Raw genomic sequence first — 24,771 nt, 5'->3', positions numbered from 1 at the left:
CAGGGGCAGGCGCGACGCATGACGGACAACAACAAGGTCGTCTGGAGCGAAGGACTTTTCCTTCGGCCCCAGCATCTGCAGCAGCAGGAACGTTATCTCGAGCGTTTCGTGGAGCTGCGTGCCGGCAACCTGCGGCCCTACACCTGGGGCTTCTCCGAGCTGGAGCTGGAGACCGACCTGCTGGCGATCGGCAAGCTGGGCATCAAGCGCGCGCGCGGCGTGTTCCCCGATGGCACGCCGTTCGCGATGCCGGGTGATGATCCGCTGCCGCTGGCGCTGGAGGTCGATGGCAACTGGCGCGACCAGACCGTCTTCCTGACCCTGCCATTGCGCTCGCCGGCGCAGCCGGACAGCGGTCGGCCCGAGGCGCCGGCCGAGAAACTGTTCCGCTTCCGCGTGCGCGAAGCCGAAGTGCGTGACGCATCCGGCAGCGTCGACGGGTTGACCGCGCTGGAAGTGGGCGGTCTCAACAGCCGCCTGCTGCCGCAGTCGCAGCCGCTGGAGGGCCTGGCGCAGATCCCGCTGGCGCGGATTGTCGAGTGCCGCTCCGACCGGCGCGTGATCCTCGAAGACGCCTTCATGCCGACGGCGCTGAGTTGCCATGCCGTGCCGCGGCTGACGACCTTCCTCACCGAACTGCTCGGCCTGCTGCACCAGCGTGGCGAAGCACTGGCCAGCCGGGTGGCCGTGACCGACCGCGGCGGCGCCGCCGAGATCGCCGACTTCCTGTTGCTGCAGGTGGTGAATCGCTACCAGCCGCTGATCGCACACCTGGCTGCCGCGCCGATCCTGCACCCGGAAGATTTCTACCGGGTACTGGCGGAGATGGCTGGCGAGCTGTCCACGTTCACCGCACCCGGCAAGCGACCGCCGGCGTTCCCGCCGTACCGGCACGAGGCGCTGTACGAAAGCTTCGAACCGCTGATCGCCGCGCTGCGCGGCAGCCTCAGCGCGGTGATGGAACAGACCGCCATCCCGATCCCGCTGCAGCAGCGCAAGTTCGGCGTGTGGGTGGCGGTGGTGCCGGACCTCAGCCTGCTCGACACCGCCGCGTTCGTGCTGGCGGCCAAGGCCGACTTGAAGTCCGAGGATCTGCGCCGGCAGTTGCCGGCGCAGTCGAAGATCGGCCCGGTCGAGAAGATCCGCGACCTGGTGAACCTGCAGTTGCCCGGCATTCCGGTGTCGCCGATGCCGGTGGCGCCACGCCAGATTCCGTACAACTCCGGCTATCTGTATTTCGAGTTCGACAAGAATTCGCCGATGTGGCGGGCCTTGAAGACGTCAGGCGGCATTGCCTTCCATTTCGGTGGCGAGTTCGCCGGTCTCGACCTGCAACTGTGGGCGATCAGAGGTTGAGCGCATGAGCAGCAACGGCCCCAGCGACGACGATCCCCTGCGCGATGCCACGGTAGTCCGTCCGCGCGGGGCGCCGACACCTCCCATTCCGGCACCTGCTCCGGCAGTACCGATGGCTGCCGCGCGACCGGGCGGCACGCCGGCGAGAGGGCCTGCGCCGCGTGCCGACGCGGCACCGCCGGCGGCAATCAGCGATTTTCTCGGTGGCGGACTGAACGCGCTGGTACAGGCGGCCAGTCCACTGCTGCTGCTGGCAGTGCAACTGCGCAACAGCGTGTCGCAGCCCGATGCCACCCACTTGCGCGAGCAGGTGATCGCGCAGGTGCGCCAGTTCGAGAGCAACGCGCAGGCCGCCGGCATTGCCGCGCAAACGATCACCGCGGCGCGCTACGTGCTGTGCTCGACGCTCGACGAATCGGTGATGAACACGCCGTGGGGTCAGCAGAGCGGCTGGGCGGCGAAGACGCTGCTGGTGGTCTTCCACGGCGAGTCGTATGGCGGCGAGAAATTCTTCATCATCCTCGACCGCTTGTGTGCGGATTTTTCGCGGCATATCGACCTGATCGAACTGATGTACATCTGCCTCGCACTCGGATTCGGCGGGCGCTACCAGATCGAGGCCGACGGCCGTGCCAAGCTGGCCGACATCCAGGAAGAACTGTACCGGCGCATCAAGTCGCAGCGGCCCCCCGCGGCGGAGGAGCTGGCGCCGCACTGGAAGGGCCTTGAGGACCGGCGCAACCCGCTGGTGCGCTACGTGCCGCTGTGGGTGATCGTGGCCGCCGGCGCCTGCCTGCTGCTTGGCGCCTTCCTGTACTTCTACACGCGGCTGAACGAGCTGTCGTCGCCGGTCAGCGCGCAGGTCGCGCAGATCGGCCTGCGCGGTGCCGTGCCGCCGGGCGACGGACCGAAGCCTGCGCCGGCCGTCGCGCGCAAGAGCCTGAAGCAGTTGCTGGCACGGCAGCAGCAGGCCAATGCGCTGACCGTCGACGAGAAGCCGGACGGCTCTGCACTGGTGCGCCTCAACGCGGCTGCCATGTTCGCCTCGGGCGGCACGGAAGTCGCTGCCAGGCAGATCCCGATGCTGCATGCGATCACCGCGGCGTTGAACCAGGTGCCGGGGCGGGTGATCGTGGTCGGCCACACCGACGACCAGCCGGTGCATTCATTGCGTTTCAAGGACAACTACGTGCTGTCGGCGGAACGCGCGCGCTCGGTGCTGCAGATTCTAAGTGACGGCATCGACAATGCCGGGCGGCTGGAATCCAGTGGCGCCGGCTCCTCGCAGCCGATCGCGCTGCCGGCCGATCTTCCGGTCAATCGCGCGCGCAACCGCCGCGTCGAAATCCTTTACAGCCCGGAGGACTGAACATCGTGGGCAAGCTTCTTGCGCTGTTCAAATCCCGCCTGTTCATCACCCTCGTCGGCCTGCTGCTGCTGTCGCTGCTGATCTGGTTCGGAGGTCCCTATCTCGGCTTCGGCGAATCGCAGCCGCTGGCCAGCCCGATCGTGCGGCTGCTGGTGATCATCGTGATCGTGGTGATCTGGGCGGTGTGGCTGCAGGTCCAGCAGATGCGCGTGCGCGGCAAGGCCAAGCAGATGGCCAGCGACCTGAGTGATCAGGGCACGCCGGCCGGCGGTGGCGAGCGCGACGAACGCTCGGCCAATGAACGTGCGCAATTGCAGGGCCGTTTCCAGGAGGCGGTCGAGACGTTGCGCAAGAACCGCAGCGGCGGTACCAATCTGTATGCGTTGCCGTGGTACGTGGTGATCGGGCCGCCGGGTTCCGGCAAGAGCACGCTGCTGCAGAACTCGGGCCTCAATTTCCCGCTGTCGAACAAGTTCGGCAAGGAAGCGATCCGTGGCGTCGGCGGCACCCGCAACTGCGACTGGTGGTTTACCGACGAGGCCGTGTTCCTCGACACCGCCGGTCGCTACACCACGCAGGATTCCGATCGCGGCGCTGATGCCTCGGCGTGGGAGGAGTTCCTCAACCTGTTGCGCAAGTACCGCAAGCGCCGCCCGATCAATGGCGTGATCGTGGCGATGAGCCTGTCGGACTTGCTGACGCTGGACGCCAACGGCCGCCAGCAGCACATCCTGGCGGTTCGCCAGCGCCTGGACGAATTGGCCAAGCACCTGCGCATCGGCGTGCCGGCCTACCTGGTGTTCACCAAGTGCGACCTGGTCGCCGGCTTCACCGAGTTTTTCGACGACCTCAACCCGGAGTTGCGCAGCCAGGTCTGGGGCATGTCGTTCCCGGTCGGGAGGACCATGGACGGCACCGCCGCGAAGCAGTTCCTCGACGAGTTCAACCTGCTGCTGGACCGGCTCAACACGCGCATCCTCGACCGCCTGCACGGTGAGCGCGACCGTACCCGGCGCGCGGCGATCCTGTCGTTCCCGCAGCAGCTCGGCGCCTTGCGCGAGATCACCCGGCAGTTCGTCGAAGGCGTGTTCACCGGCCATCAGTACGATGCACCGCTGCTGCTGCGCGGCGCCTATTTCACCTCGGGCACGCAGGAAGGCACGCCGATCGACCGCATGATGGGGGCGGTGGCGCGCACGTTCGGGCTGGATGCGTCGCGCCTGCACGTGCCCGGTGCGCAGAGTCGCACGTTCTTCGTCGAGCGGCTGCTCAAGGACGTGCTGTTCAAGGAGTCGGGTTTCGCCGGTACCGATCCGAAGCTGGAGCGTCAGAAGATCCTGCTGCAGGCGGTGTCCTACGTCGGCGTGCTGCTGGTGTGTGCGTTGCTGGTCTTCGGGCTTGCCAGCAGCTACCGACGCAACGGCGGTTACCTGACCCAGGTGCAGGCCGCGCTGCAGAAATACCCGGCGCAGAGTGACCTGTCGCTGGCGCCGAACCAGCAGGCGTATTTCGCGATGGTGCTGGAGCGGCTGGAGTCGCTGTCCGGCGCGGTGGATGTCGCCGACCAGCACAAGGGCGACGTGCCGCTGTCGATGCGCTTCGGTCTGTATCAGGGCAACGCGGTCGGCGACGAGGTGCGCGACGCGTACTTCCGCGAACTCAACGGCCTGTTGCTGCCGGGCGTGGCATCGCAGTTCCGCGCCGGTCTGGCGGCGAACGCTGCGGACCCGCAGATGCTGTACTACTACCTCAAAGGCTACCTGATGCTGGGCGAGCCGAAGCATCTCGACCATGACCAGGTCGTGGCCTTGGCCGGCATCGAATGGCGCCGCCTGTTCCCCAGCGATCCGGTCCTGCAAAAGGCGCTGACCAAACACTTCGACGCGCTGGTCGGGCATGAGGGGCGCCTGCGCGCGCTGAGCCTGGACAGCAATCTGGTGGAGCAGGCGCGCAACACGCTGCGCACCGCGGACCTGCCGAGCCTGATCTACGGCAACATCAAGCTGACCGCGGACAATGGTGCCTATCCGCCGTTGCGACTGGACAAGGAGCTGGGCCTGCTCGGCAACGTGTACCGGCGCAGGAGTGGTGCAGCGCTGTCCGATCCGCTGCCGGCGCTGTTTACCCAGCCGGTGTACAAGGACGAAGTCGACAAGGGCATCGAGCAGGCGGTGACGCAGTTCGCCACGGACGACTGGGTGTTCGGCGCCAGCAAGATCGACTCGCTGCAGAAAGCCCATCTGGCGCAGCAGGTACTCGCGCTGTACGAGCAGGATTACATCAAGGCCTGGGACGGCATCCTGGCCGACCTGGAACTGCAGCCGATCGGCAACATCCAGGATGCCAGCACGATCGCCGCCAAGCTGGCCGGGCCCAATTCGCCGATGAAGCTGCTGTTGAAGGTGGTGCGCGACAACACCAACGACCTGATGCGCGCGCCGCCCGCCGATGCCGCGGACAAGGCCGAGGACATGGCCAGGCAGCTGGCGCAGAAGAAGGCCACGCAGACCGCATTGGCCCGCGCGCTGGCCCAGGCCGGCGCGGGTGCCGGCACGCCGGGGGCGGACGCGGCAAGCGAGAAGCCGGGGCAGGCGATCAGCGATCACTTCGAGCAGATCAACAAGCTCAGCGAGGGCGGCCCGGGCGCGGCGCCGATCGACCAGACCCTGAGGGTGCTCGACGATCTCAGCAAGACCCTGCTGACCATGGGCGATTTCAGTTCCGCCGCGGGGCAGCCGAATCCGCAACTGCTGATGGCGCAGCAGGCGGCCACGCAGTTGCCGGCGCCGGCCTCCGGCTGGTTCGCCGCACTGACCGGCAAGAGCCAGGCGCTGGTGGCCAGCGGCACCAAGGGTGCGCTGGATGATCAGTACCAGCAGGCAGTGGCCAAGGATTGCGCCGACTTCACCCGCGGCCGCTATCCGTTCTCGCCGTCCAGCAACAACGACATCCCGTTGCAGAACTTCGGCGAGATGTTCGGTTACGGCGGCCGCTTCGACAGCTTCTACAACCAGACGGTCGGCAAGCTGATCGATGCCAGCGGCCGCAACTGGCAATGGAAGAGCGGGCCCGGCGCGGTCAGCGGCTCGGCTGGCATGCTGGCGCAACTGCAGGGCGCCGACCGGATCAAGCAGATGTTCTTCCGCAGCGGCAACATGCCCGAGGTCGACTTCACCTTGCTCACGCCGGCGCTCGACGCCGGCATCGGCAAGCTGGTGATCGAAGTCGACGGCCAGAAGTACGAATACCAGCCGGGCGGCGCGACCAACGTCAGCATGAAATGGCCGGGGCCGACCCCGGGGCGCGTCTCGATCTCCGCCTACGATCCAGCCGGCACGCTGCTGACGACATTCGACTATCACGGCGACTGGGCGTTCTTCCGCGCACTGCAGGCGGCGAACCTGCAGAAGCAGTCCGACCTGCGCTTCGTGGCCAGCTTCAACTTCGGCGGCCATGTAGCGAAGGTGACGATCCAGGCCAACAACCTGAAGAACCCGTTCCTGAGCAACGCCTTGTCCAGTTTCCGGTGCGGGGGATAACGCATGCCGAATCCCGCCGCCGGCTTTTTCGGAAAGCTGCCCAGTGCCGGGGATTTCGTGCAACGACGGTTGCCGCCGGGTTTCGTCGACGTGTGGGATCGCCATTTCGAGAACGCGGTAGCAGAGAGCAGGAGCGCACTGGGGGGCGACTGGCATGAGGCCTATCACGCCAGTCCGGTGTGGCATTTCCTGCTCGCCTCGGGAGTTTGCGGGGAATCGGCCTGGGCCGGGATCATGGGGCCGGGCGTGGACCGCGTCGGCCGCTGCTTTCCGATGGTCATCGCCGCTCCCATCGCCGCCGATGTCGCGTCCTGCACCCGTGCACTGACCGAGGGCGGCGACTGGTTCGACGCGGCCGAGCAGGTGCACGGCGCCGCCCAGGTCGACGCCGCGATCGGCGTGGACCTGTTCGACGAGCAGGTTGCTGCGCTGGCCGGTCCGCTCGACATGTCCCCGCCGCCGGCGCCGGGGTTTCTGCGTGGCATCGACTGGAATGCGGCAAGCCACTGGCGCCTGCCGCTGCCGACCGGCGCCGCCGCTTCGTTCCTTGGTGGCTTGTGGACGGGCCTGGCTGCCGCGCCCGGCCACTGGTGCCTGTGGTGGACGGCCGGTGGCGAACGGGTGCCGGCGAGCGCGCTGGTCACCAACGGTTTGCCGCAGCCGACGGCGTATGCGGGGTTTCTTGACGCCAGCCGCAGTGTCGCGCCGTGGCAGTCGCTGGGGATGTTCGAAGGTGCCACGCCGCGCCGGCATGCAATGCCGGAAGCGACCGCCAGTCTGATCGAGGTGGCCACATGGGCACCGCCATCGGCGCAGGCCGCGCCATCCTCGGCATGGTTGCCGGACGATCTCGAACTGCTGCCGGACCTTGGCGTGGTATCGGAGGTGTCGACGCTGACGGCACCGGTCGCGCACGCCGTGGTGGCGGAGGTGCCTGCTGCCGGCGTGGCGGTGTTGTACCGGCCGGATTGCGCGTTGACCCTGGTAGCGGCCGAGGCGGGCCATCCCGACCGGCGGCAGCAGGCAGTCGCCGCGGTGTCCGCGATTACCCACGACCTGCCTGGCGCCGAACTGGCTGCCGGCGTGCAAGTGCTGCGCGCGCAGATCATGACTTTGAATCCGCGGCTGCGGCAGGCCAGCGAGGACCTGATCGACCCGGTGCTGGAGGATTGCGCGGTGATCGCCGCGCATGTTGCCGGCGGCCAGGTGGGCCTGTTGCGGATCGGCACCGCGGCAGCCTGGCATTGGCGACGGGGGCGGCTGCAACCATTTTTCACCAACAGCAGCACGCCGCCGGCCGTCAGTGCGAGCGGCGATGACGATTTCGACGACCTGCTGTTCAGCCGGGTAGCGCTGAGCGCGCCCGGACTCGGCGCCCTGGCGCAGCCGACTTGCGGCGAAGTTCTTTGCGCCGTCGAGGCCGGCGACCGCCTGTTGCTGATGGCCACCCAGCCACTGCTGCAGCTTTCGCCGGACATCCTTGCCCGCGGCCTTGCGATGCCGTCCTGCGGCGACGCGCGCCTGCACATTGCCGCCGCTGCGGGTCTCGGCACGGATGCGGCCCGGTGGCCGTTGGCGATCATCGAGATTGACGCATGACGACCCGATACGTTTCGGCCGGGCGCACGGTGACCGGAAAGGTCCGCAAGCACAACGAGGATGCCATCCTGGTACGCGACGAGGTCGGCCTGTGGGTCGTCGCCGATGGCCTGGGCGGCCACTCGGCCGGCGACTATGCCAGCACGATGATCGTCGAGCGCCTGGGTGCCTTGTCCCGGCCGGGCAGCGCCTTCGACTTCATCGAGGCGATCGAGGACACCCTGGTCCAGATCAATGCCGACCTGCTGCAGACCGCCGCCACGCGCGGCGTCGACCTGATCGGCTCGACCGTGGTGGTGCTCGTGCAGGACGCCGATTTCATGCTGTGCGGTTGGGTCGGCGACAGTCGTGCCTACTGCTTCGAGGATGGCCGATTGCGCCAGATCACGCGCGACCACGTGCATGGCGGCGACGACGACGTCACCCACTTCGGCGCCACGCCGGCACCGCCGCAGGCCGGCTCCGGCGTGCTCACGCGCGCGGTCGGCGCCGAGGAGAGCCTGTTCGTCGACTGGGTCATCGCCGGCAACCGGCCCGGCATGGCGTTCGTGCTTTGTTCCGATGGCATCAACAAGGAAATGTCGGATGCCGAACTCGACGGCGAATGTCGCCGCAACCCGCAACCGCAGGATCTCGTTGCCAGCCTGTTCGACCTGGCGATGGGCCGCGCCGGACGGGACAACATTTCTGCCGTTGTCGTAAGCATCCAAGAATGATGAAAAGTCCCCACTCATGAATTCCATAGCCGAACTGGTCTCCGCCTACCAGGCCGACAAACTCAAGCTCCCTGCCGTATTCGATGCGCTGGGCGCGCGTGGTGCACTGGCGGAGGCCGAGTACCGGGCCGAACGCGAGTGGCTTGAGCAGCAGCGCGACGCAGGCGCGCTCGACCCGCTGATCGCCAAGGCGCTGCTGGCCAAGCTGGTTGCGGTGCAGGTGCCGCTGGTGCCGACGGCGCCCGACGACGACGTCACCATGGTCAAACCGGCCACCCAGCGGCCGACCGTGCCACCGGCTCCGGCGGCAGGCAGCGACGACGAGGCCACCCGGGTGCAGCCGGCCTCGCGTCCGGGCACGCCGCCCGCGGCCGACGTGGACGATGCCACTGTGGTCAAGCCGACGTCGCGACCCGCGCAGCCACCCGTCACGGACGAGGCCACGATCGTCAAGCCTGCCTCGGGTACGCCGCGGCCGCCGACCGAGGGACATACCATCGGCGCCACCGGCACGCAGGGTACGCAGCAGGGCAGGACCGGCACCAGTTCCAGCATGAACAGCTCCAGCTGGAACCACATCGCCGACGCGGAGGCCGGCGATTTCGTCACGGTCGGCTCGCTGCTCAAGGGCCGCTTCTACCTCGAACGCGAGATCGGTCGCGGCGGCATGGGCGTGGTGTTCAAGGCGCGCGACGAGCGCAAGGTCGAGGCGCGCGACCGCGATCCCTATGTCGCGGTGAAGGTGCTGAACGACGAATTCCGCCGTCACCCCGATTCGCTGATCTCGCTGCAGCGCGAGTCACGCCGCTCGCAGCAACTGGCGCACGACAACATCGTGCGCGTCTACGATTTCGACAAGGACCGCACCATCGTCTTCATGACGATGGAATACGTCGACGGCTCCGATCTCAAGCAGCTGATCCGCGAACGCGCCTACAACGGCCTGCCGCTGGCGCAGGCGCGGCCGCTGATCGAGGGCATGGCACGGGCACTGAGCCGGGCGCATGCCGCCGGCGTGGTGCATTCCGACTTCAAGCCGGCGAACGTCATGGTTACCCGCGACGGCATACCGAAGGTGTTCGACTTCGGCATCGCCCGCGCCGGCAAGCACATGGGCGACGCGGTCGGCGAACAGACCGTGTTCGACGCTGGTACGCTGGGTGCGCTGACCCCGGCTTACGCCAGCCTGGAAATGATCCGCGGTGAAGACCCGATACCCAGCGACGACGTCTATGCGCTGGGCTGTGTGACTTTCGAGCTGCTGACCGGCAAGCACCCGTACGACAAGGCCAGCGCCGAATTGGCGATGAAGGAAGGCCGCAAGCCGCCACCGGTGAAGGGCCTGACCAAGCACCAGTACAAGGTGCTGTGCGCCAGCGTCGCCTTCACCAAGGGCCAGCGTTTGAAGAGTGCGCACGACCTGGTCGAGGGCTTGCGCGAAGTCGGCCTGCGCGAACGGGCCATGCCGTACTTCATGTATGGCGTGCCGGCCGTCCTGGTGCTCGCCGGCGGCGTCTGGGCGTGGAGCAGCTACCAGCACAGCCATCATGTGGCGGAAGTGATCGCACGGTTCACGCCGGCGCGGCCGGATCACTACGCGAACGAGAACCAGGCATTGCAGGCGCTGGATACGCTGGGTGACGACGACCGCAAACGCATTATCGTCGACCAGGGCGAACTGATCCAGAACTACCTGCTGGGTCGGATCGACGCCTACTGGAACCCGACCAGGGACCGCTACGACTACGCGGGGGCGCAACGGGTATTCAAGCTGCGCGACGATCTGAAGCTGTATTCGCCGGCGCTGGACATCAAGCGCAGCAGCGTGGATGACCAGAAGAACGACCTGCTCAATTCGCTGGATACCCAGCTCACCCGGCAGATCGATGCGAACGCCATTTTTGAGAACCAGCCGGACAACGTCGTTCCCACGCTGGCGCACATCCGCGCGATCGATCCGAACAGCAGCCTGCTGAAGAACGCCGAGCTGGAGCTCAAGTACGACACGGCCATCGGCAAGTCGCTGGACGCGGGACACGTCGACGATGCGACCGGCGAACTCAAGTTGGCCAGCAGCCTGTTCCCGGATTCCGCCCGCCTGAAGCAGCGCGGCGCGCAGCTGGACGAAATGGGCAAGGCACTGGCGGTGCAGCAACTGCAGGAGCAACAGGCGAAACAGTTGCAGCAGCGGCGCGAGCAGAGTCTGCAGGCGCTGGCCGGCCTGCTCGACCAGGCGAGCAACGCCGACGACTGGCGCACGAAAGTGGCAACGGCATACCACGACACGGCGAACCTGCTCGGCGACGATCCGCGGCTGGCCACGCAGGCTACCCGGTTGAAGCAGGCGTTGGCGGCACAGGCGACGGAGAAACAAGGCGCGGGCGACCTGACCGGGGCGATCGGTGTCGCCGGTTTCGGCATCGACCTGTTCCCCGGCGACTCGGCGCTCTCGGCAACGCGCCAGAGCTTGCTGGAGCAGCAGAACCAGCTGGCGCAGAAGGCAGCCACCGAGGCACAGCGCAATGCGCTGGCCAAGAGCCGGGTCACCGACCTGCTGGCCCATCCGCTCGGCACCGTGGTGTGGCTGCAGGACGTCAAGAGCGCGTTGAACAATGCGCGCAGCCAGATCGGCGCCGACTCTCCGGACTATGCCGCGGTACGCGGTCAGGTCGACGCCGGCCTCATCAAGCTGGCGCGCGAGCGGATCGCCGCGGGCGATCTCGATGCCGCCGAACGTATCGGCCAGGCCGGCCAGCAACTCGATCCGGCCGAAGCCGGTCATGCGAAAGTCCTGGCCGACGTGATCGGCGCGCGCAACGCCGTCCGGCAGAAGAATCTGCAGCAACAGGCGCAGGCCCTCGCCGATGCGCGCACGGCGCTGGTCGGGTTGGGCGCGAAGCCAACGCTGACGCCTGACTGGCAGCATTCGGTGGCGGCGGCGATGGACACGCTGCGCGCCGATACCTCACCCGAGACCAAGCGTGTGGTCGACGCGCTGGGTGCTGCCGTCGCGAACGAGGCGGCCCGGCTCGCCGACCCGCAGCATCTGCCGCAAGCCAGGCTTGCGGTGGATTTCGGCCTCAAGTACGTGCCCAAGTCGACGCAGCTGATTGCGCAGGCTGCCGCCCTCGATGCACTTCAGCAGGAGCTGCAGGCCAAGGCAGCGCAGGAGAGCGCCGACGCCGAAGTGAAGTCGCGCATCGAATCGATGAAGAGCGCGGTGGCCGCCGGCGACGTCAGCAAGGCCAACCAGTCGCTGGCGCGGATCAAGACGTTGCAGCCCGACAACCCGTTCCTCAAGACCGAGGGGCCGAAACTGCTGGCCGACGCCTACCTCGGTCAGGCCGAGGATTTGTTCGAGAAAGGCCGTTACCAGCGGGCGACGGACGTGCTTGGGCAAGGCCTCGGCACGCTTGGCGGCAATCCGGAACTGCACGCGGCGAAGGCGCGCTACGACGTGGTCGCCGCGATCATGGCCGCGGGCAAGCAGCCGCTGGCCAGCGCAGACTATGCGCAGCTGAAGAAGCAGCTCGACGGCATCCGCAGGACCGACGCCACGGAGCTTGGCAAGCTGGAAGCGAGCATGAAGATGCGTGGCCAGCTGAGCGCCAAGTCGCTGGCCGAACAGCTCGACAAACTCAAGCCCTCCAGCGCCACGCCAGCGGGACCTTCCGTCGAGGTGCCGCCGACCGCGCCTGTCGCCGAGACGCCCGCAGTCGTCCCCGGCCGGTTGCCCGCGACCACCGGCAGGCCGGGTGCCGTGCCGGCCACCAAGCCGTCAGCCGTTGCCGAGGCGGCGGAACCCTCGGGGACCGATTCGTGTTCCAAGCCCGGGCTGGCCGGGAAGGGCAAGTTCTGTTCCGACAGCATCAGTGGTGCGCGCGGGCCGCTGCTGGTCGTGGTGCCCGGCATCGGCAGCGGCAAGGCGTATGCCATGTCGCGCGCAGAAATATCCATCAACGAGTTCAACCAGTTCTGCCGGGCCACCGGCAAGTGCGCTGCCATGACGGTCGCGGACCAGGACCTCGGCAACGCGCCGGTGGGCAATATCAGCCTCGACCAGGCCCGCGCCTACGCGCGATGGCTCAGCGACCTCAGTGGCGGATTCACCTATCGCCTGCCCACCGACGCGGAGTGGGTGCATGCGGCGAAGGGGGGCGGTGGCTGGAAGCAGGCTGAGGACAGCAATTGTGTCCTGCCTTCTGCGGGTGGTGGCGACGGCGGCGGTGCGCCGGTGTCGGCGCGGGGACGCTCGCGCAACCCGTGGGGTCTGGTCAACATGACTGGCAATGTCTGGGAATGGGTGGTCAGCGGCGGCAGCGTGATGGTGCGCGGTGGCAGCTACAGCAGCTACTGGTCGGACTGCAGCGTCGACACCAGCCGCGCCGACGGTGGTTCGCCGCAGCGGGATGTGGGTTTCCGGGTGCTCAGGGAGTTGAAATGACCGAACGGGAACGTGCCATCAATCAGGATCTGCATGTCCTGGACGAAGCGCATCGGCTGGGCCGGATCTCGCGCGCCGAATACCGTGCCCGGCGCCGCCGCGTGCTGCAGTCGCTGTACGACAGCAGTGGCGTCGTCACCGCGCGCAAGACCCTGGTGCCATCGGCCACCACGACGTCGCGCACGCGTCGTGTCCACGCCATGCCTTCCGGCGATACTTCCGTCGATGCCGGACGCGCATTGACATCCTTGCTGTCGATGCGACCGGCAATTGCCTGGAAACCCCTGCTCGCATTTCTGGCCGGGGCCGCATTGCTGATACTGGTGGTGTGCTGGCTGTTTGTCGGGAATTGAAATACCTGTCATTGCAGTCGCCACATAAGGCGATCTTGTCCATGGCAGGCATCCAGTTTCATTCCACGCATGTGAGATTACGCATGACCGTGGCGCGATGACGGGTTGGGATGTGCAAGGAGCGCGGTTTACGGCTGGCGACGCATCGCTGTCGGCGAAATGCCAGTTGCGGGGCGCTTCCGGGCGTGCCACACAATCCTGCCTGGCCGAAAGGATGCGGCCGCTGGGAAATAGGTTTTTCCGAAGTCATGGGTAGGCGCTTGTATGTCGGGTTTGCAGGCTTTTTTGCAACGACGGACGGCCCTCCCTTTGAACGTGCAAAGGTGTATCCTCGTAGTGGTAACACGAGCCAGCAGGCAGCAATTGCCTGATTACGGGGGGCTTGGGATTTCGCAGTTGGCGTGCCTCGATATCTCGGGGCGCGCTGTCAATGGAACGATAATGCGACCAGGGGGAATATATCGTGCGAACTGTTTGCTTCGCGGCAGCGTTGGCGTTGGCTATGACTGGCGGAGCTGTCTGGGCGCAAGACGCCAGCGCTGTTTCGCCTGAGCAGGCTTCCAGCAACGAAGTGCCAGTCGGAAATCCTCCGACATCGCCACCGGAAACTACCGCCAAGCCGCAGCAGACACCCGACAATGTCGTGCCGCCGGTCAGGGATCGCGATGCCGCACCTGTGCAGAAGGTTGCGGTGCGTGGTTTCCACGTTACCGGCGTTGCGGAGCATGCGGACCTCGGCGTAACGCCGGCAAGCATCCAGGCGCTGGCCGATGCGCAGTACCGGGAACTGGCCGGCAAGGCCGGCAATCCGGTGCAGTTGAGCTTCGAGGAAATGCAGGGCGTTGCCGACAAGATTGTCGAGCGGTATCGGACGGCCGGCTTCATCGTCTCCAATGCGTTTCTTCCGGCACAGACCGTCGGCGTCGACGAGATCGTCGAGATCCGGGTGCTGGAAGGAAAGATCGGCAAGATCATCGTCAAGGGCACGAAGCGCTATCGGCCCGGCGTGATTTCGGCGTCGGCGGAAAGGCTGCGCGGCAAGCCGCTTCTGAAGGGCGACGTTGACACCGCGCTGCTGTATGCGCGCGACCTGCCGGGCGTCACGGTGGCCTCGACGTTCCAGCCGGGAGAGAACACCGGTGATACCGATCTAGTGATGATCGCCACCGAAGCGAAACGCCCGTACAAGTTCTTGCTCGGCGCCAACAACTACGGTACCGAGCTCACCGGCCGCTACCGCGCACAGGCTGGGTTGGAGTGGGCCAATCCACTCGGCATCGGCGATGCCTTCAACCTCAACGTGGACTATGCGCTGGACCCGAGCGACAACGTGTATGGCGCGGCGTCCTACCGCGCGCCAGCGCCAGGCGTGCCGGGCTTGAGCGCGGTGGTCGGTGCCTCCCGCAACGAGTTGCAGATCAACACCGGCTCGTTCGCCGCGCTCAACGTCAAGGGGCCCAGCTCGCTCTACTACGGTGGTCTGGACTGGAAGTTCATCAACAGGGACGGCCTGCAGGCCCTGAGCACACTGCATTTCATCCGTGAGGAATCCAGGCTCGACAGCCTCGGCATCAACCTGTCGGACGAGAAGTTCAGCGTGGCCGAACTGACTTACGGAATGATCCATACCGACCGCCGTTTCCACGGCGTCGACATCCTGCAGGTCGGCCTGCGCAAGTCGGTCAATGACGACTCCCGGGAACCGGACCTGGTCAGTCCCCAGCACTCGAGAAGTTTCCTGGTCGCCAAGCTGTCGTACACGCGAATGCAGTTCCTGACCAAGTCGCAGCGGCTCAACTTCAAGCTCGTCGGCCAGTACAGCAACGACGCGCTGGTCCCGCTCGAACAGTTCGCGCTGGGCGGTCCGGACAGCACCCGTGCCTATCCGATCGCCGACGCCCTGCGCGATCGCGGCTATTACACGTCGCTCGAATATCACGTCGATGCGCCGGGCTTCGGCGACAAGGTGTCGCCGTTCTATGGCCGCCCCTGGCGCGAGTTGCTGGAGTTCCAGGTTTTCGTCGACTACGCCAAGGGCTATTCGGCGGGCGCCAACAAGTTCGTCACGCCGGAGTCGGCCACGCTCAGCGGCGTGGGTGCGGGCCTGATTTTCCGGCTGCCGCGGTTCAGCCACTTCGAGTTCCATCTCAATGGTGCCGTACCCCTGGGTTCGCAGGATGCGTCCGATCACAAGGGCTACCACATCTACTCCCGCTTCGGCTTCACGTTCTGACGGATGACGACCATGAGCAAGAGCACCCACCAGCGCAAGTCGCGCACCAACGTGTGCACGCGTTCGATCCCGGCGTCGGGCAGGGCGTTGCCCTTGCACAGGACCTGGCCGATCAGCCTGTGCGTCGGGTTGGCCGTCGGGTCGATCGTCTTCAGCGGCGATGCGCTGGCCGGTGGTCCCACTGGCGGCGTGGTCGTCGGCGGCACGGGTTCGATCACCCAGAGCGGTAGCAGCACGGTCATCAACCAGGCATCGCAGAAGCTGGCGCTGAACTGGCAGACCTTCAACGTGGGCGCCAACGAATCGGTGCTGTTCAATCAGCCGGGTCGCTCGGCGGTGGCGCTGAATCGCATCCTCGATCAAAACCCCAGCCAGATCTTCGGCCGCATCAGTTCGAACGGCCAGATCTTCTTGATCAACACCCACGGCATCATCTTCGGCGCCACCGCGCAGATGAACGTGGGCGGCCTGCTGGCCAGCACGCTCGACCTTACGCCGAACGACTTCCTCGCCGGACACTACAACCTCAACGCGACCGGAGTCGGCGCAGGCATCGTCAACCACGGTCTGATCCAGGCCGCCAGCGGCGGTTCGGTCGCCCTGGTCGGTGGCAGCGTGCTCAACGATGGGCTGATCTTCGCCAACTACGGCAAGATCAACCTCGACGGCGCCGATCATGCCGTGCTCGACTTCGACGGCAATGGCCTGATCAATATCCAGGTCACCGGCGAACTGAAACAGCGCCTGGACCAGCGCGAAGCGGCCGTAACCAACAAGGGCACTTTGCGCGCCGAAGACGGCACCGTGGTTCTGCAGGCCTCGGCAGCGAAAGATCTGTTCACCAACCTGGTCAACAACTCCGGGGTGATCGACGCCAGCAGCATCAGCACCGATGGCGGCGTGGTGCGTCTGGTGGCGAGTGGGGGCAATGCGGAAAACTCCGGAACGATCGATGTCAGCGGCAAACGTGGCGGGCGTATCGAAGCGCTGTCAGACAGGTATGTGATGATAACTGGAGGCACTCTGGATGCCTCTGGCAGCGGTGGTGGTGGCGTGATTCGCGTTGGCGGCGGCATTCGCGGTGGGGAAGGACTCGCCATTGCCGATCGCGCGTATGTTGCCGATGGCGCCGTCATCAATGCCGATGCCACCAACAGCGGCAACGGCGGCAGCATCGCGGTGTTTTCGCAGAACAACTCCGTGGTAGCTGGCAGTCTGTCTGCACGTGGTGGCATCAATGGGGGCAACGGCGGCTTCGTCGAAACCTCAAGCCACGGTGCCTTGACCATCACTAGCACCCCGCAGGTCGGGGCGCGCAACGCCATCGGCTTGGGTGGCAACTGGCTGATTGATCCCAACAACATCACCATCGTCGCCGGCGGCGGCAGCACGAACATCAACTCCGCCAATCCCTTTCTCTCGACAAACGACAGTGCGACGCTCGGCGTCAATTTGATCACTGCTGCGTTGACCGGCGGTGCCAGCGTCACGGTCACCACCGGTAGCGGCGGCACCAATGCGCAGGCGGGGAACATTACCCTCAACACCGATCTAAACTACAACGGCAAGGGCACCAATGCGCTCACGCTCGACGCCGCGCACGATATCGTGATCAACAACAGGATCTTCGATTCGACACCCGGTGGCGACGTGCTGAATCTGTCGCTGCTTGCCGGCAACAGCATCATTCTCGCGAACGACATCTCACTTGGTGCTGGCTCGGCCACGCTGACCGCAACGGCGGGCAGCATCACGCGAACGGCAGGCATGTTGTCTGCAGGGACGTTGAACGCGACCGCTGCCACCGGTATCAACCTGAATACGGCGGCGACGCTGCTCAATGTGGTCAACACCGGCGCGACCGGCAACATCGCGATCACCGAGACAGACGGCGCCACGGTGCAGGCGCTGCAGCAGACTAATGTGGCCAACACCGCCGGCACGGTGTCGCTGACCTCGGCGACGGGAGATATTGGGATCAACGATGGCTCCGTGCTTAGCCAGGACGGACTGGTTACGTTGACGGCAACGACAGGCGCGATCACGGATGCCGATGGCGGTACGGCGACCAGCATCACCAATGCCGGCGGGCAGGCCACGCTTAACGCCGCAACGGGTATCGGCTTCGGCGAAGGAATCGACACGCAGGTGGGTGCGCTGGCGTTCACCAATGGAACTGGCGGCGTCGCGGTCACGGATGATGATGCCCTGACGGTCAGCGGCAGCAGCACCTCGGGGCTGGTCAATATCACCACTGCCACCGGTGACCTCACCATCGGTGGTGCAGTCAGCTCCGGTGGCGATGTCGCGCTGAGCGCCAGCGCAGGCAACATCGTACATTCGTCCGGCACGGTCAGCGGCAATGCCGTGAACCTTTCGGCCGGAGGGGCCAACGGCTCGATCGGTGCCTCCAGTGCCGTGCTGACCAGTTCCACGCAACTCGATTTCACGGCCACTGGTACCGGCGCGGTGCAGATCGTCGAGGCCGATGGCACCGCACTCAGCGGTACCGCCGGCAGCGGCAACGTGGCCATCAGCAGCACGACCGGCAATCTCGCGATCAACGGCGACATCGGTACAACGGGCAATGTCGACCTGAGTGCACTGGCCGGCAGCATCACCCACAACGCCGGCACGATCAGCGGCAACGCACTGACTCTCGCGGCAGGTGGCGTCAACGGGGCGATCGGCGCGTCGGGCGCGGTCCTCACCGACGTCGCCAGCATCGCCTTCGCTGCGAATGGTACCGGTGCGGTCAATATCACTGAAGCCAATGGTGCGAATGTCAGCGGTACCGCGGGCAGTGGCAGTGTCGGCATCACCAGCACCACGGCTGACCTGGGCGTGGTGGCGCCCGGCATCATCACCGCTGGCGGGGCGGTAACCCTCACCGCCTCTGGCGGCGGCGCACGAATCAATATTGGCGCGGGCACCGCGGTGGACACGACCAATGGGGCCGCCGCTGGCGCGGACGTCAGCCTGGTCGCCGACAACGCGGACATTTTCGGAACCATCAATGCCGGCACCGCCGGTACCGCAGCCATCCGGCAGGCCACGGCGGGAAGGCAAATTTCCCTGGGCCCCGATGCCCCAGCTCCGGCACCGCCCCAGCTTGGCCTGACCAATGCCGAGTTGGACCAGATCACGGCCAACGCGATCGTGATCGGCGATGCCAACAGCGGTGATGTGGGCATCTATGCGGCCATCACACCGGCTCATGCAGCCACACTTTCGTTGAATTCCGGAGGGGCCATCTCGCAGGTGGCGGGCGCCGCCCTCACGGTGGGCACCTTGACCGGCAGTTCGGTCGGCGCCACCACGCTGGGAGAGGCGAACCAGATCGGCAATCTCGGGGGCTTCACCGCCTCAAGCTTCAGCCTTGCCAATGCCATTCCGCTCGCGCTCGTCGGCGATGTGACCACCAGTGGGTCGCAGACCTACAACACAGCGGTGTCGTTGGGCTCCGATCGCGTGCTGAGCGGCAGCAACATCACCTTCAACTCGACGGTCGACGGCAACTATTCTCTGTCGGTGAACGCCAGCGGTGCCACCACATTCACCGGCGCGGTAGGCGGCGCGAGCGCACTCACCAGCCTGACCACGGACGCCGGTGGCAGCACCGTGCTCGGCGGCAACGTGACCACCAGTGGCACGCAAACCTACAACGACGCGGTGATGCTGGTTGGCGCCACCAATCTGACGAGTATTCTCGGTGGCAGCATCAGGCTGGGCGGCACGGTCAATGGAGCGCAAAGCCTGGCGATCGACACAGGCGGCGCCACCACGTTCGCGGGGGTGGTCGGCGGCACGAGCGCGCTCAGCAGCCTGACCACGGTTGCCGGCGGCAGCACGACGCTCGGTGGCAACGTGACGACCACGGGCGCGCAGACTTACAACGACGCGGTAGGGCTGGCCGGTGATGCGACGCTGACCAGCACGGGCGGCGGTGACATCGTGTTCGCCAACACGCTCAACGGTGCGCATGACCTGGTGGTGGACACGAGTGGTTTGTCGAGTTTCGGTGGTGCCGTAGGTGGCACGAACGCGCTGACCAGCCTGACAACCCGCAGGGGCAGCTTTGCGGCAAACGCATTGAACATTGGTGCGGGTGGACTGTCGGTAACCACCACGACTGGCGGGATCGTGCAGGGTGGTGCGTTCGTGGTGGCTGGCGCGTCGAGTTTCGACGCGGGAACGAATGCGATCACGTTGACCAATGCGGGCAACGACTTCACCGGCGCCGTGAGCCTGACCGGCGGCGCGACGCAGATCACCGACCAGAACGCGCTCACACTGGGCACGCTCGGCACCACCGGCGCGCTGACCGCAAGTAGCACCGGGGCGTTGAACCTGGGCAGCGGCAGCGTGGTTGGCAACCTGACGGCTACCAGCAACAACGGCGCGATCAGCCAGGCCGGCACCTTGAGCGTGACCGGCGCCAGTGCCCTCAACGCGGGCAATGGCGCGATTGCACTGACCGATGCGAACAACGATTTCCAGGGCGCCGTCACGGCGACCGGCGCCGGCGTGTCGCTGGTGGACGTCAATGACCTGAGTGTGAGCTCGCTGACCGACAACGCGAACGGCAACGTGAGCCTGATCGCCGGCGGCGCACTGACGTTGCCGGCGAGCGCCCTGTCGGCCGGCACGGGCAACCTGACCCTGGCGGCCAATGGCGGCGTGTTGTCGACCGGCGGCGCGTTGGGCGGCACCAATGTGAGCCTGACCGGTCGCGACGGCGTGACGCTCGGCGGTAATGTCTCTGCGTCGGGCACGTTGGCGCTGACCAGCACGAATGCGGCGGTCACGCAGTTGGCAGGCAACATCACGGCGGGTCTCACCACGGTAAGTGCGGGCAGCGGTGCGATCACACTTACAAGTGTCGGCAACGACTTCATCGGTGCCGCGAGCCTGACGGGCGGAGCTACGCAGATTACCGACGCGAATGCGCTGACGCTGGGCACGTTGAACACGGACGCCTTGGCGGCGGTCAGCAACGGCACGTTGAACCTCGGTAGCGGCACGGTCGGCGGCAACCTGGTGGCGACCAGCAACAACAGTGCTATCAGCCAGACCGGTGCGCTCGCCGTGACCGGGAGCAGCACGATCAACGCAGGCACCGGCGCCATCGCGCTGGCCAATGCAGGCAACGACTTTACCGGTGCGGTCAACCTGAGCAACAACGGCGCGAACAACGTGTCGATCCGGGACGCCAATGGGCTGATCCTGGGCGACGTCAGTGTCGGCACGGGCACGCTGGGTGTGCAGGCGGTGGACATCACGCAGGCGGCGGGCACGGCCATCGTGCAGTCGGCGGCGGCAGGTGCGGCGAACTTCAACAGCGGTAGTGGCGTTCTCACGCTGGCGAACACCGGCAACGACTTCACCGGCGCGGTGAGCTTGATTGGCGGCGCGACGCAGATCACCGACACGAACGCGCTGACGCTGGGCACACTTTCGACCGGCAACCTGGCGGCGACCAGCACGGGCGCACTGAACCTGGGCAGCGGCACGGTCACCGGCAACCTGGCGGCGACCAGCAACAGCGGCGCGATCAGCCAGACCGGTGCGCTCGCCGCGACCGGCAGCAGCACGCTCAACGCAGGCAGCGGTGCGATCACGCTGACCAATGCGGGCAACGACTTCACCGGCGCGGTGAGCCTGAGCAACAGCGGTGCGAACGACGTCGCGGTCAGCGATGCGAACGCGCTGGTGCTGGGGGCGTCGACGCTCGGCAGCGGAGCGCTGACGCTGACGGCGACCGGGATCAGCCAGACCGGCGCCGTCGTGCAGGCGGCCGGTGGCGGGGCGGTGACGCTCGATGCCGGTGCGGGCGACCTGGCCCTGACGAATGCGGGCAACGATTTCACCGGACCGGTCACGGCCAGCGGCCAGGCGGTAGGGATCGCCGATGCCACGGCGCTGGACATGGTCGGGTTCACGAGCGCGCCGAACAAGGACGTGTCGCTGGTGGCCGGCGGCCAGTTCACGCTGGCGCCGACGATCACCGCCATCGATACCGGCAGCGGGAATCTCACGCTGTCCTCGGGCACGAGCCTGATGACGCAGGGCAACCTCAGCGGCAACAACGTCTCGCTGACCGGCGCGAGCGGGTTGACGTTGAACAACGACATCACCGCCACGGGCACCTTGACCCTGGCGAGCAGCACGGGCGGCATTTCGCAGGCAGCCGGCAACATTCTCGCCGGCGGCACCAGCAGCATCGCTGGCGGTACCGGCGCGGTAAGCCTGACTTCGGTCGGCAATGATTTCACCGGCACGGTGACGGCCAGCGGCAGCAGCATCTCGCTGACCGACGTGAATGCATTGACGGCGGCGTTGACGACAGGCGGCAACGCCGCGCTCACGGCGGGTGGCAATCTCGCGGTCAGTGGATCAAGCAACAACCTGACCACGAATGCCGCTGCGACGAGTTTTGGCGCGACGACGGTGGGCGGCAACCTGTCGACGACGGCCGCGGGCGGCATCAGTCAGACCGGTGCTCTCAGCGTGACGGGAACCAGCAATTTTGTCGCGGGTGCCAACGCGATCACGCTGGCCAATGCGGGCAACAACTTCACCGGCGCGGTGGGTTTGAGCAACAGTGGTGCGAACAACGTATCGATCAGGGACGCCAATGGGCTGATTCTGGGCAACGTCAATGTCGGCACCGGGACGCTGGGTGTCCAGGCGGCGGGCATCACGCAGGCGGTGGGCACAGTTATCGTACAGTCGGCAGCGGCGGGTGCGGCGAGCTTCAACAGTGGTGGTGGAGTCCTCACGCTGGCGAACACCGGCAACGACTTCACCGGCGCGGTGAGCTTGATTGGCGGCGCGACGCAGATCACCGACACGAACGCGCTGACGCTGGGCACACTTTCGACCGGCAACCTGGCGGCGACCAGCACGGGCGCACTGAACCTGGGCAGCGGCACGGTCACCGGCAACCTGGCGGCGACCAGCAACAGCGGCGCGATCAGCCAGACCGGTGCGCTCGCCGTGACCGGCAGCAGCACGCTCAACGCAGGCAGCGGTGCGATCACGCTGACCAATGCGGGCAACGACTTTGCCGGTGCGGTGAACCTGACTGGCGGCACGACGCAGATCGCCGACACGAACGCACTGGCCTTGGGCACACTTTCGACCGGCAACCTGGCGGCGACCAGCACGGGCGCACTGAACCTGGGCAGCGGCACGGTCACCGGCAACCTGGCGGCGACCAGCAGCAACGGCGCAATCAGCCAGACCGGTGCGCTCGCCGTGACCGGCAGCAGCACGCTCAACGCAGGCAGCGGTGCGATCGCGCTGACCAACGCGGGCAACGACTTTGCCGGTGCGGTGAACCTGACCGGCGGCACCACGCAGATCACCGACGCGAACGCGCTGACCCTGGGCACGCTGGGCACCGGCGCCCTGACGGCGGTCAGCCACGGCGCACTGAGCCTGGGCAGCGGCACGGTCACCGGCAACCTGATTGCCACCAGCAACAACGGCGCGATTGGCCAGGCCGGTGCCTTGCACGTGACCGGCAGCAGCACGATCAACGCCGGCAGCGGTGCGATCACCTTGACGAACGTCGGCAACAACTTCGCCGGCGCGGTGAACCTGACCGGCGGCACCACGCAGGTCACCGATGCGAACGCGCTGACCCTGGGCACACTGGGCACCGGCGCCCTGACGGCGGTCAGCCACGGCGCACTGAGCCTGGGCAGCGGCACGGTCACCGGCAACCTGATTGCCACCAGCAACAACGGCGCGATTGGCCAAGCCGGTGCCTTGCACGTGACCGGCAGCAGCACGATCAACGCGGGCAGCGCGGCGATCGCGCTGACCAACGCCAATAACGACTTCGGCAGCGCGGTGACGGCCACCGGCACCGGCGTGCAGATCACCGACGCCAACAATCTTGCCATTGCCGGGTTGGCCAATGGCGCCAATGGCACCGTGAGCCTGATCGCCGGCGGAGTACTGACTTTGCCGGCTGGTGCCATCGATACCGGTACCGCGAACCTGACGCTGACCTCCAGCGGTGGTTTGTTGACCACACCAGGTGCGTTGAGTGGTGCCAACGTGTCGTTGACCGGGCACGGTGGCGTGACCTTGAACAGCAATGTGTCTGCCACGGGAACACTGAACCTGGTGAGTGGCGCGGCCATCAGCCAGGGCGCAGGCATCATCACCGCCGGTACGTTGACGGGCAGTTCGGCGGGCAACACGACGCTCAACCGAGCCAACAAGATCGGTACGCTTGGCAGCTTCAGTGCGGCAAACTTCAGCCTGACCAACGCGCAGGCATTGACGGTGAACGGTCCGTTGACGACGACCGGCAATGCGGGAGATATCGACCTGGAGACGGTCGGCGGCGCGTTGGTCGTCAACGCGGACCTTGCCGGCGATACCGTTGCGCTGACTTCCGCCGGCAACCTGGCGTTGTCGAAGAATCTCCGGGGCTCCACGGTGGCGCTGGTTTCCGGCGGCAACATCAGCCAAGGCGGTGGCGTCATCACGGCAGCTACGCTGAACGGCAGTGCCGTGGGCAGCACGACGCTGAATCAGGCGAACAAGGTGGCGGCGCTCGGTGCATTCAGCAGCACGGGCTTCAGCTTCACCAACGGCCAGACGTTGACGGTGAATGGCCCACTCAACGGCGGCGCCAGCGTGGCGCTGACGACGACCGCGGGTGACTTGGCCATCAATGGTGCGGTCAATGGCGGCACGACGACGTTGAAGTCCGCTGGCGCGATCAGGGAGGGCGCGGGCGGCAGCATTACCGTCGGTACGCTGACCGGCCAGTCGGGCGGTGCGACCACACTGAATGGAGCGAATCACATTGGTGCGCTGGGCAGCTTCAACGCGGCCAACCTCGCCGTGACCAATGCCCAGACGCTGACGGTCGGCGGCCCGGTGAACGGTGGCGCAAGTACCATGCTGACGACGACCGCAGGCGACCTGATTATCAGTGGCGCAGTCAACGGTGGCACGACGACACTGAAGTCGGCCGGCACGATCAGTCAGGGCGCAGGTGGCAGCATCACCGCCGGCACCCTGATCGGTCAGTCGAGCGGTGCGACAGTGCTGAACGGAGCGAACCATGTTGGCACGCTGGGCAATTTCAGCGCGGCGAACTTTGCCCTGACCAATGCGCAGGCGTTGACGGTAAGC

Annotated in this window: 9 protein-coding genes; all 9 read left to right on the top strand. The window is 66.4% G+C overall.

Going from position 1 to position 24,771, the window contains the following annotated elements:
- Nucleotides 1-18: 18 nt before the first annotated feature.
- The gene (gene tssK / locus ABD024_RS11785; RefSeq protein ID WP_343852820.1) at nt 19-1,356 is read left to right on the top strand and encodes a type VI secretion system baseplate subunit TssK; all 1,338 of its coding nucleotides are present in this window, start codon (nt 19-21) and stop codon (nt 1,354-1,356) included.
- 4 nt (nt 1,357-1,360) lie between these two features.
- Nucleotides 1,361-2,725 (top strand): type IVB secretion system protein IcmH/DotU, encoded by a 1,365-nt coding sequence (icmH, locus tag ABD024_RS11780; RefSeq protein ID WP_343852818.1) that lies wholly within the window; start codon nt 1,361-1,363, stop codon nt 2,723-2,725.
- A gap of 5 nt (nt 2,726-2,730) precedes the next feature.
- Nucleotides 2,731-6,264: a type VI secretion system membrane subunit TssM gene (gene tssM, locus ABD024_RS11775; RefSeq protein ID WP_343852816.1), complete on the top strand. Its 3,534-nt coding sequence runs from the start codon at nt 2,731-2,733 to the stop codon at nt 6,262-6,264.
- Between the two features lie 3 nt (nt 6,265-6,267).
- The gene (gene tagF / locus ABD024_RS11770; protein ID WP_343852814.1) at nt 6,268-7,863 is read left to right on the top strand and encodes a type VI secretion system-associated protein TagF; all 1,596 of its coding nucleotides are present in this window, start codon (nt 6,268-6,270) and stop codon (nt 7,861-7,863) included.
- Nucleotides 7,860-8,579 (top strand): PP2C family protein-serine/threonine phosphatase, encoded by a 720-nt coding sequence (locus ABD024_RS11765; protein WP_343852812.1) that lies wholly within the window; start codon nt 7,860-7,862, stop codon nt 8,577-8,579. The genes tagF and ABD024_RS11765 overlap by 4 nt, the downstream gene beginning before the upstream one ends.
- A gap of 16 nt (nt 8,580-8,595) precedes the next feature.
- Nucleotides 8,596-13,023 (top strand): protein kinase domain-containing protein, encoded by a 4,428-nt coding sequence (locus tag ABD024_RS11760; RefSeq protein ID WP_343852810.1) that lies wholly within the window; start codon nt 8,596-8,598, stop codon nt 13,021-13,023.
- Nucleotides 13,020-13,376, top strand: a complete 357-nt coding sequence (locus ABD024_RS11755) for a hypothetical protein (protein ID WP_343852807.1) — start codon at nt 13,020-13,022, stop codon at nt 13,374-13,376. Before ABD024_RS11760 ends, ABD024_RS11755 begins: the two co-directional genes overlap by 4 nt.
- A 502-nt stretch (nt 13,377-13,878) precedes the next feature.
- Nucleotides 13,879-15,609, top strand: coding sequence for a ShlB/FhaC/HecB family hemolysin secretion/activation protein (locus ABD024_RS11750; protein WP_425543144.1), 1,731 nt, complete (start codon nt 13,879-13,881; stop codon nt 15,607-15,609).
- A gap of 12 nt (nt 15,610-15,621) precedes the next feature.
- On the top strand, nt 15,622-24,771 hold a 9,150-nt coding region (locus ABD024_RS11745; protein ID WP_343852803.1), incomplete at its 3' end, for a filamentous hemagglutinin N-terminal domain-containing protein.

The organism is Rhodanobacter soli (assembly GCF_039523495.1).
In the GTDB taxonomy this organism is placed as follows: Bacteria; Pseudomonadota; Gammaproteobacteria; order Xanthomonadales; family Rhodanobacteraceae; genus Rhodanobacter; species Rhodanobacter soli.
The sequence above is the reverse complement of the archived record's forward strand: the minus strand, read 5'-3'. Positions and strand labels throughout refer to the sequence as shown.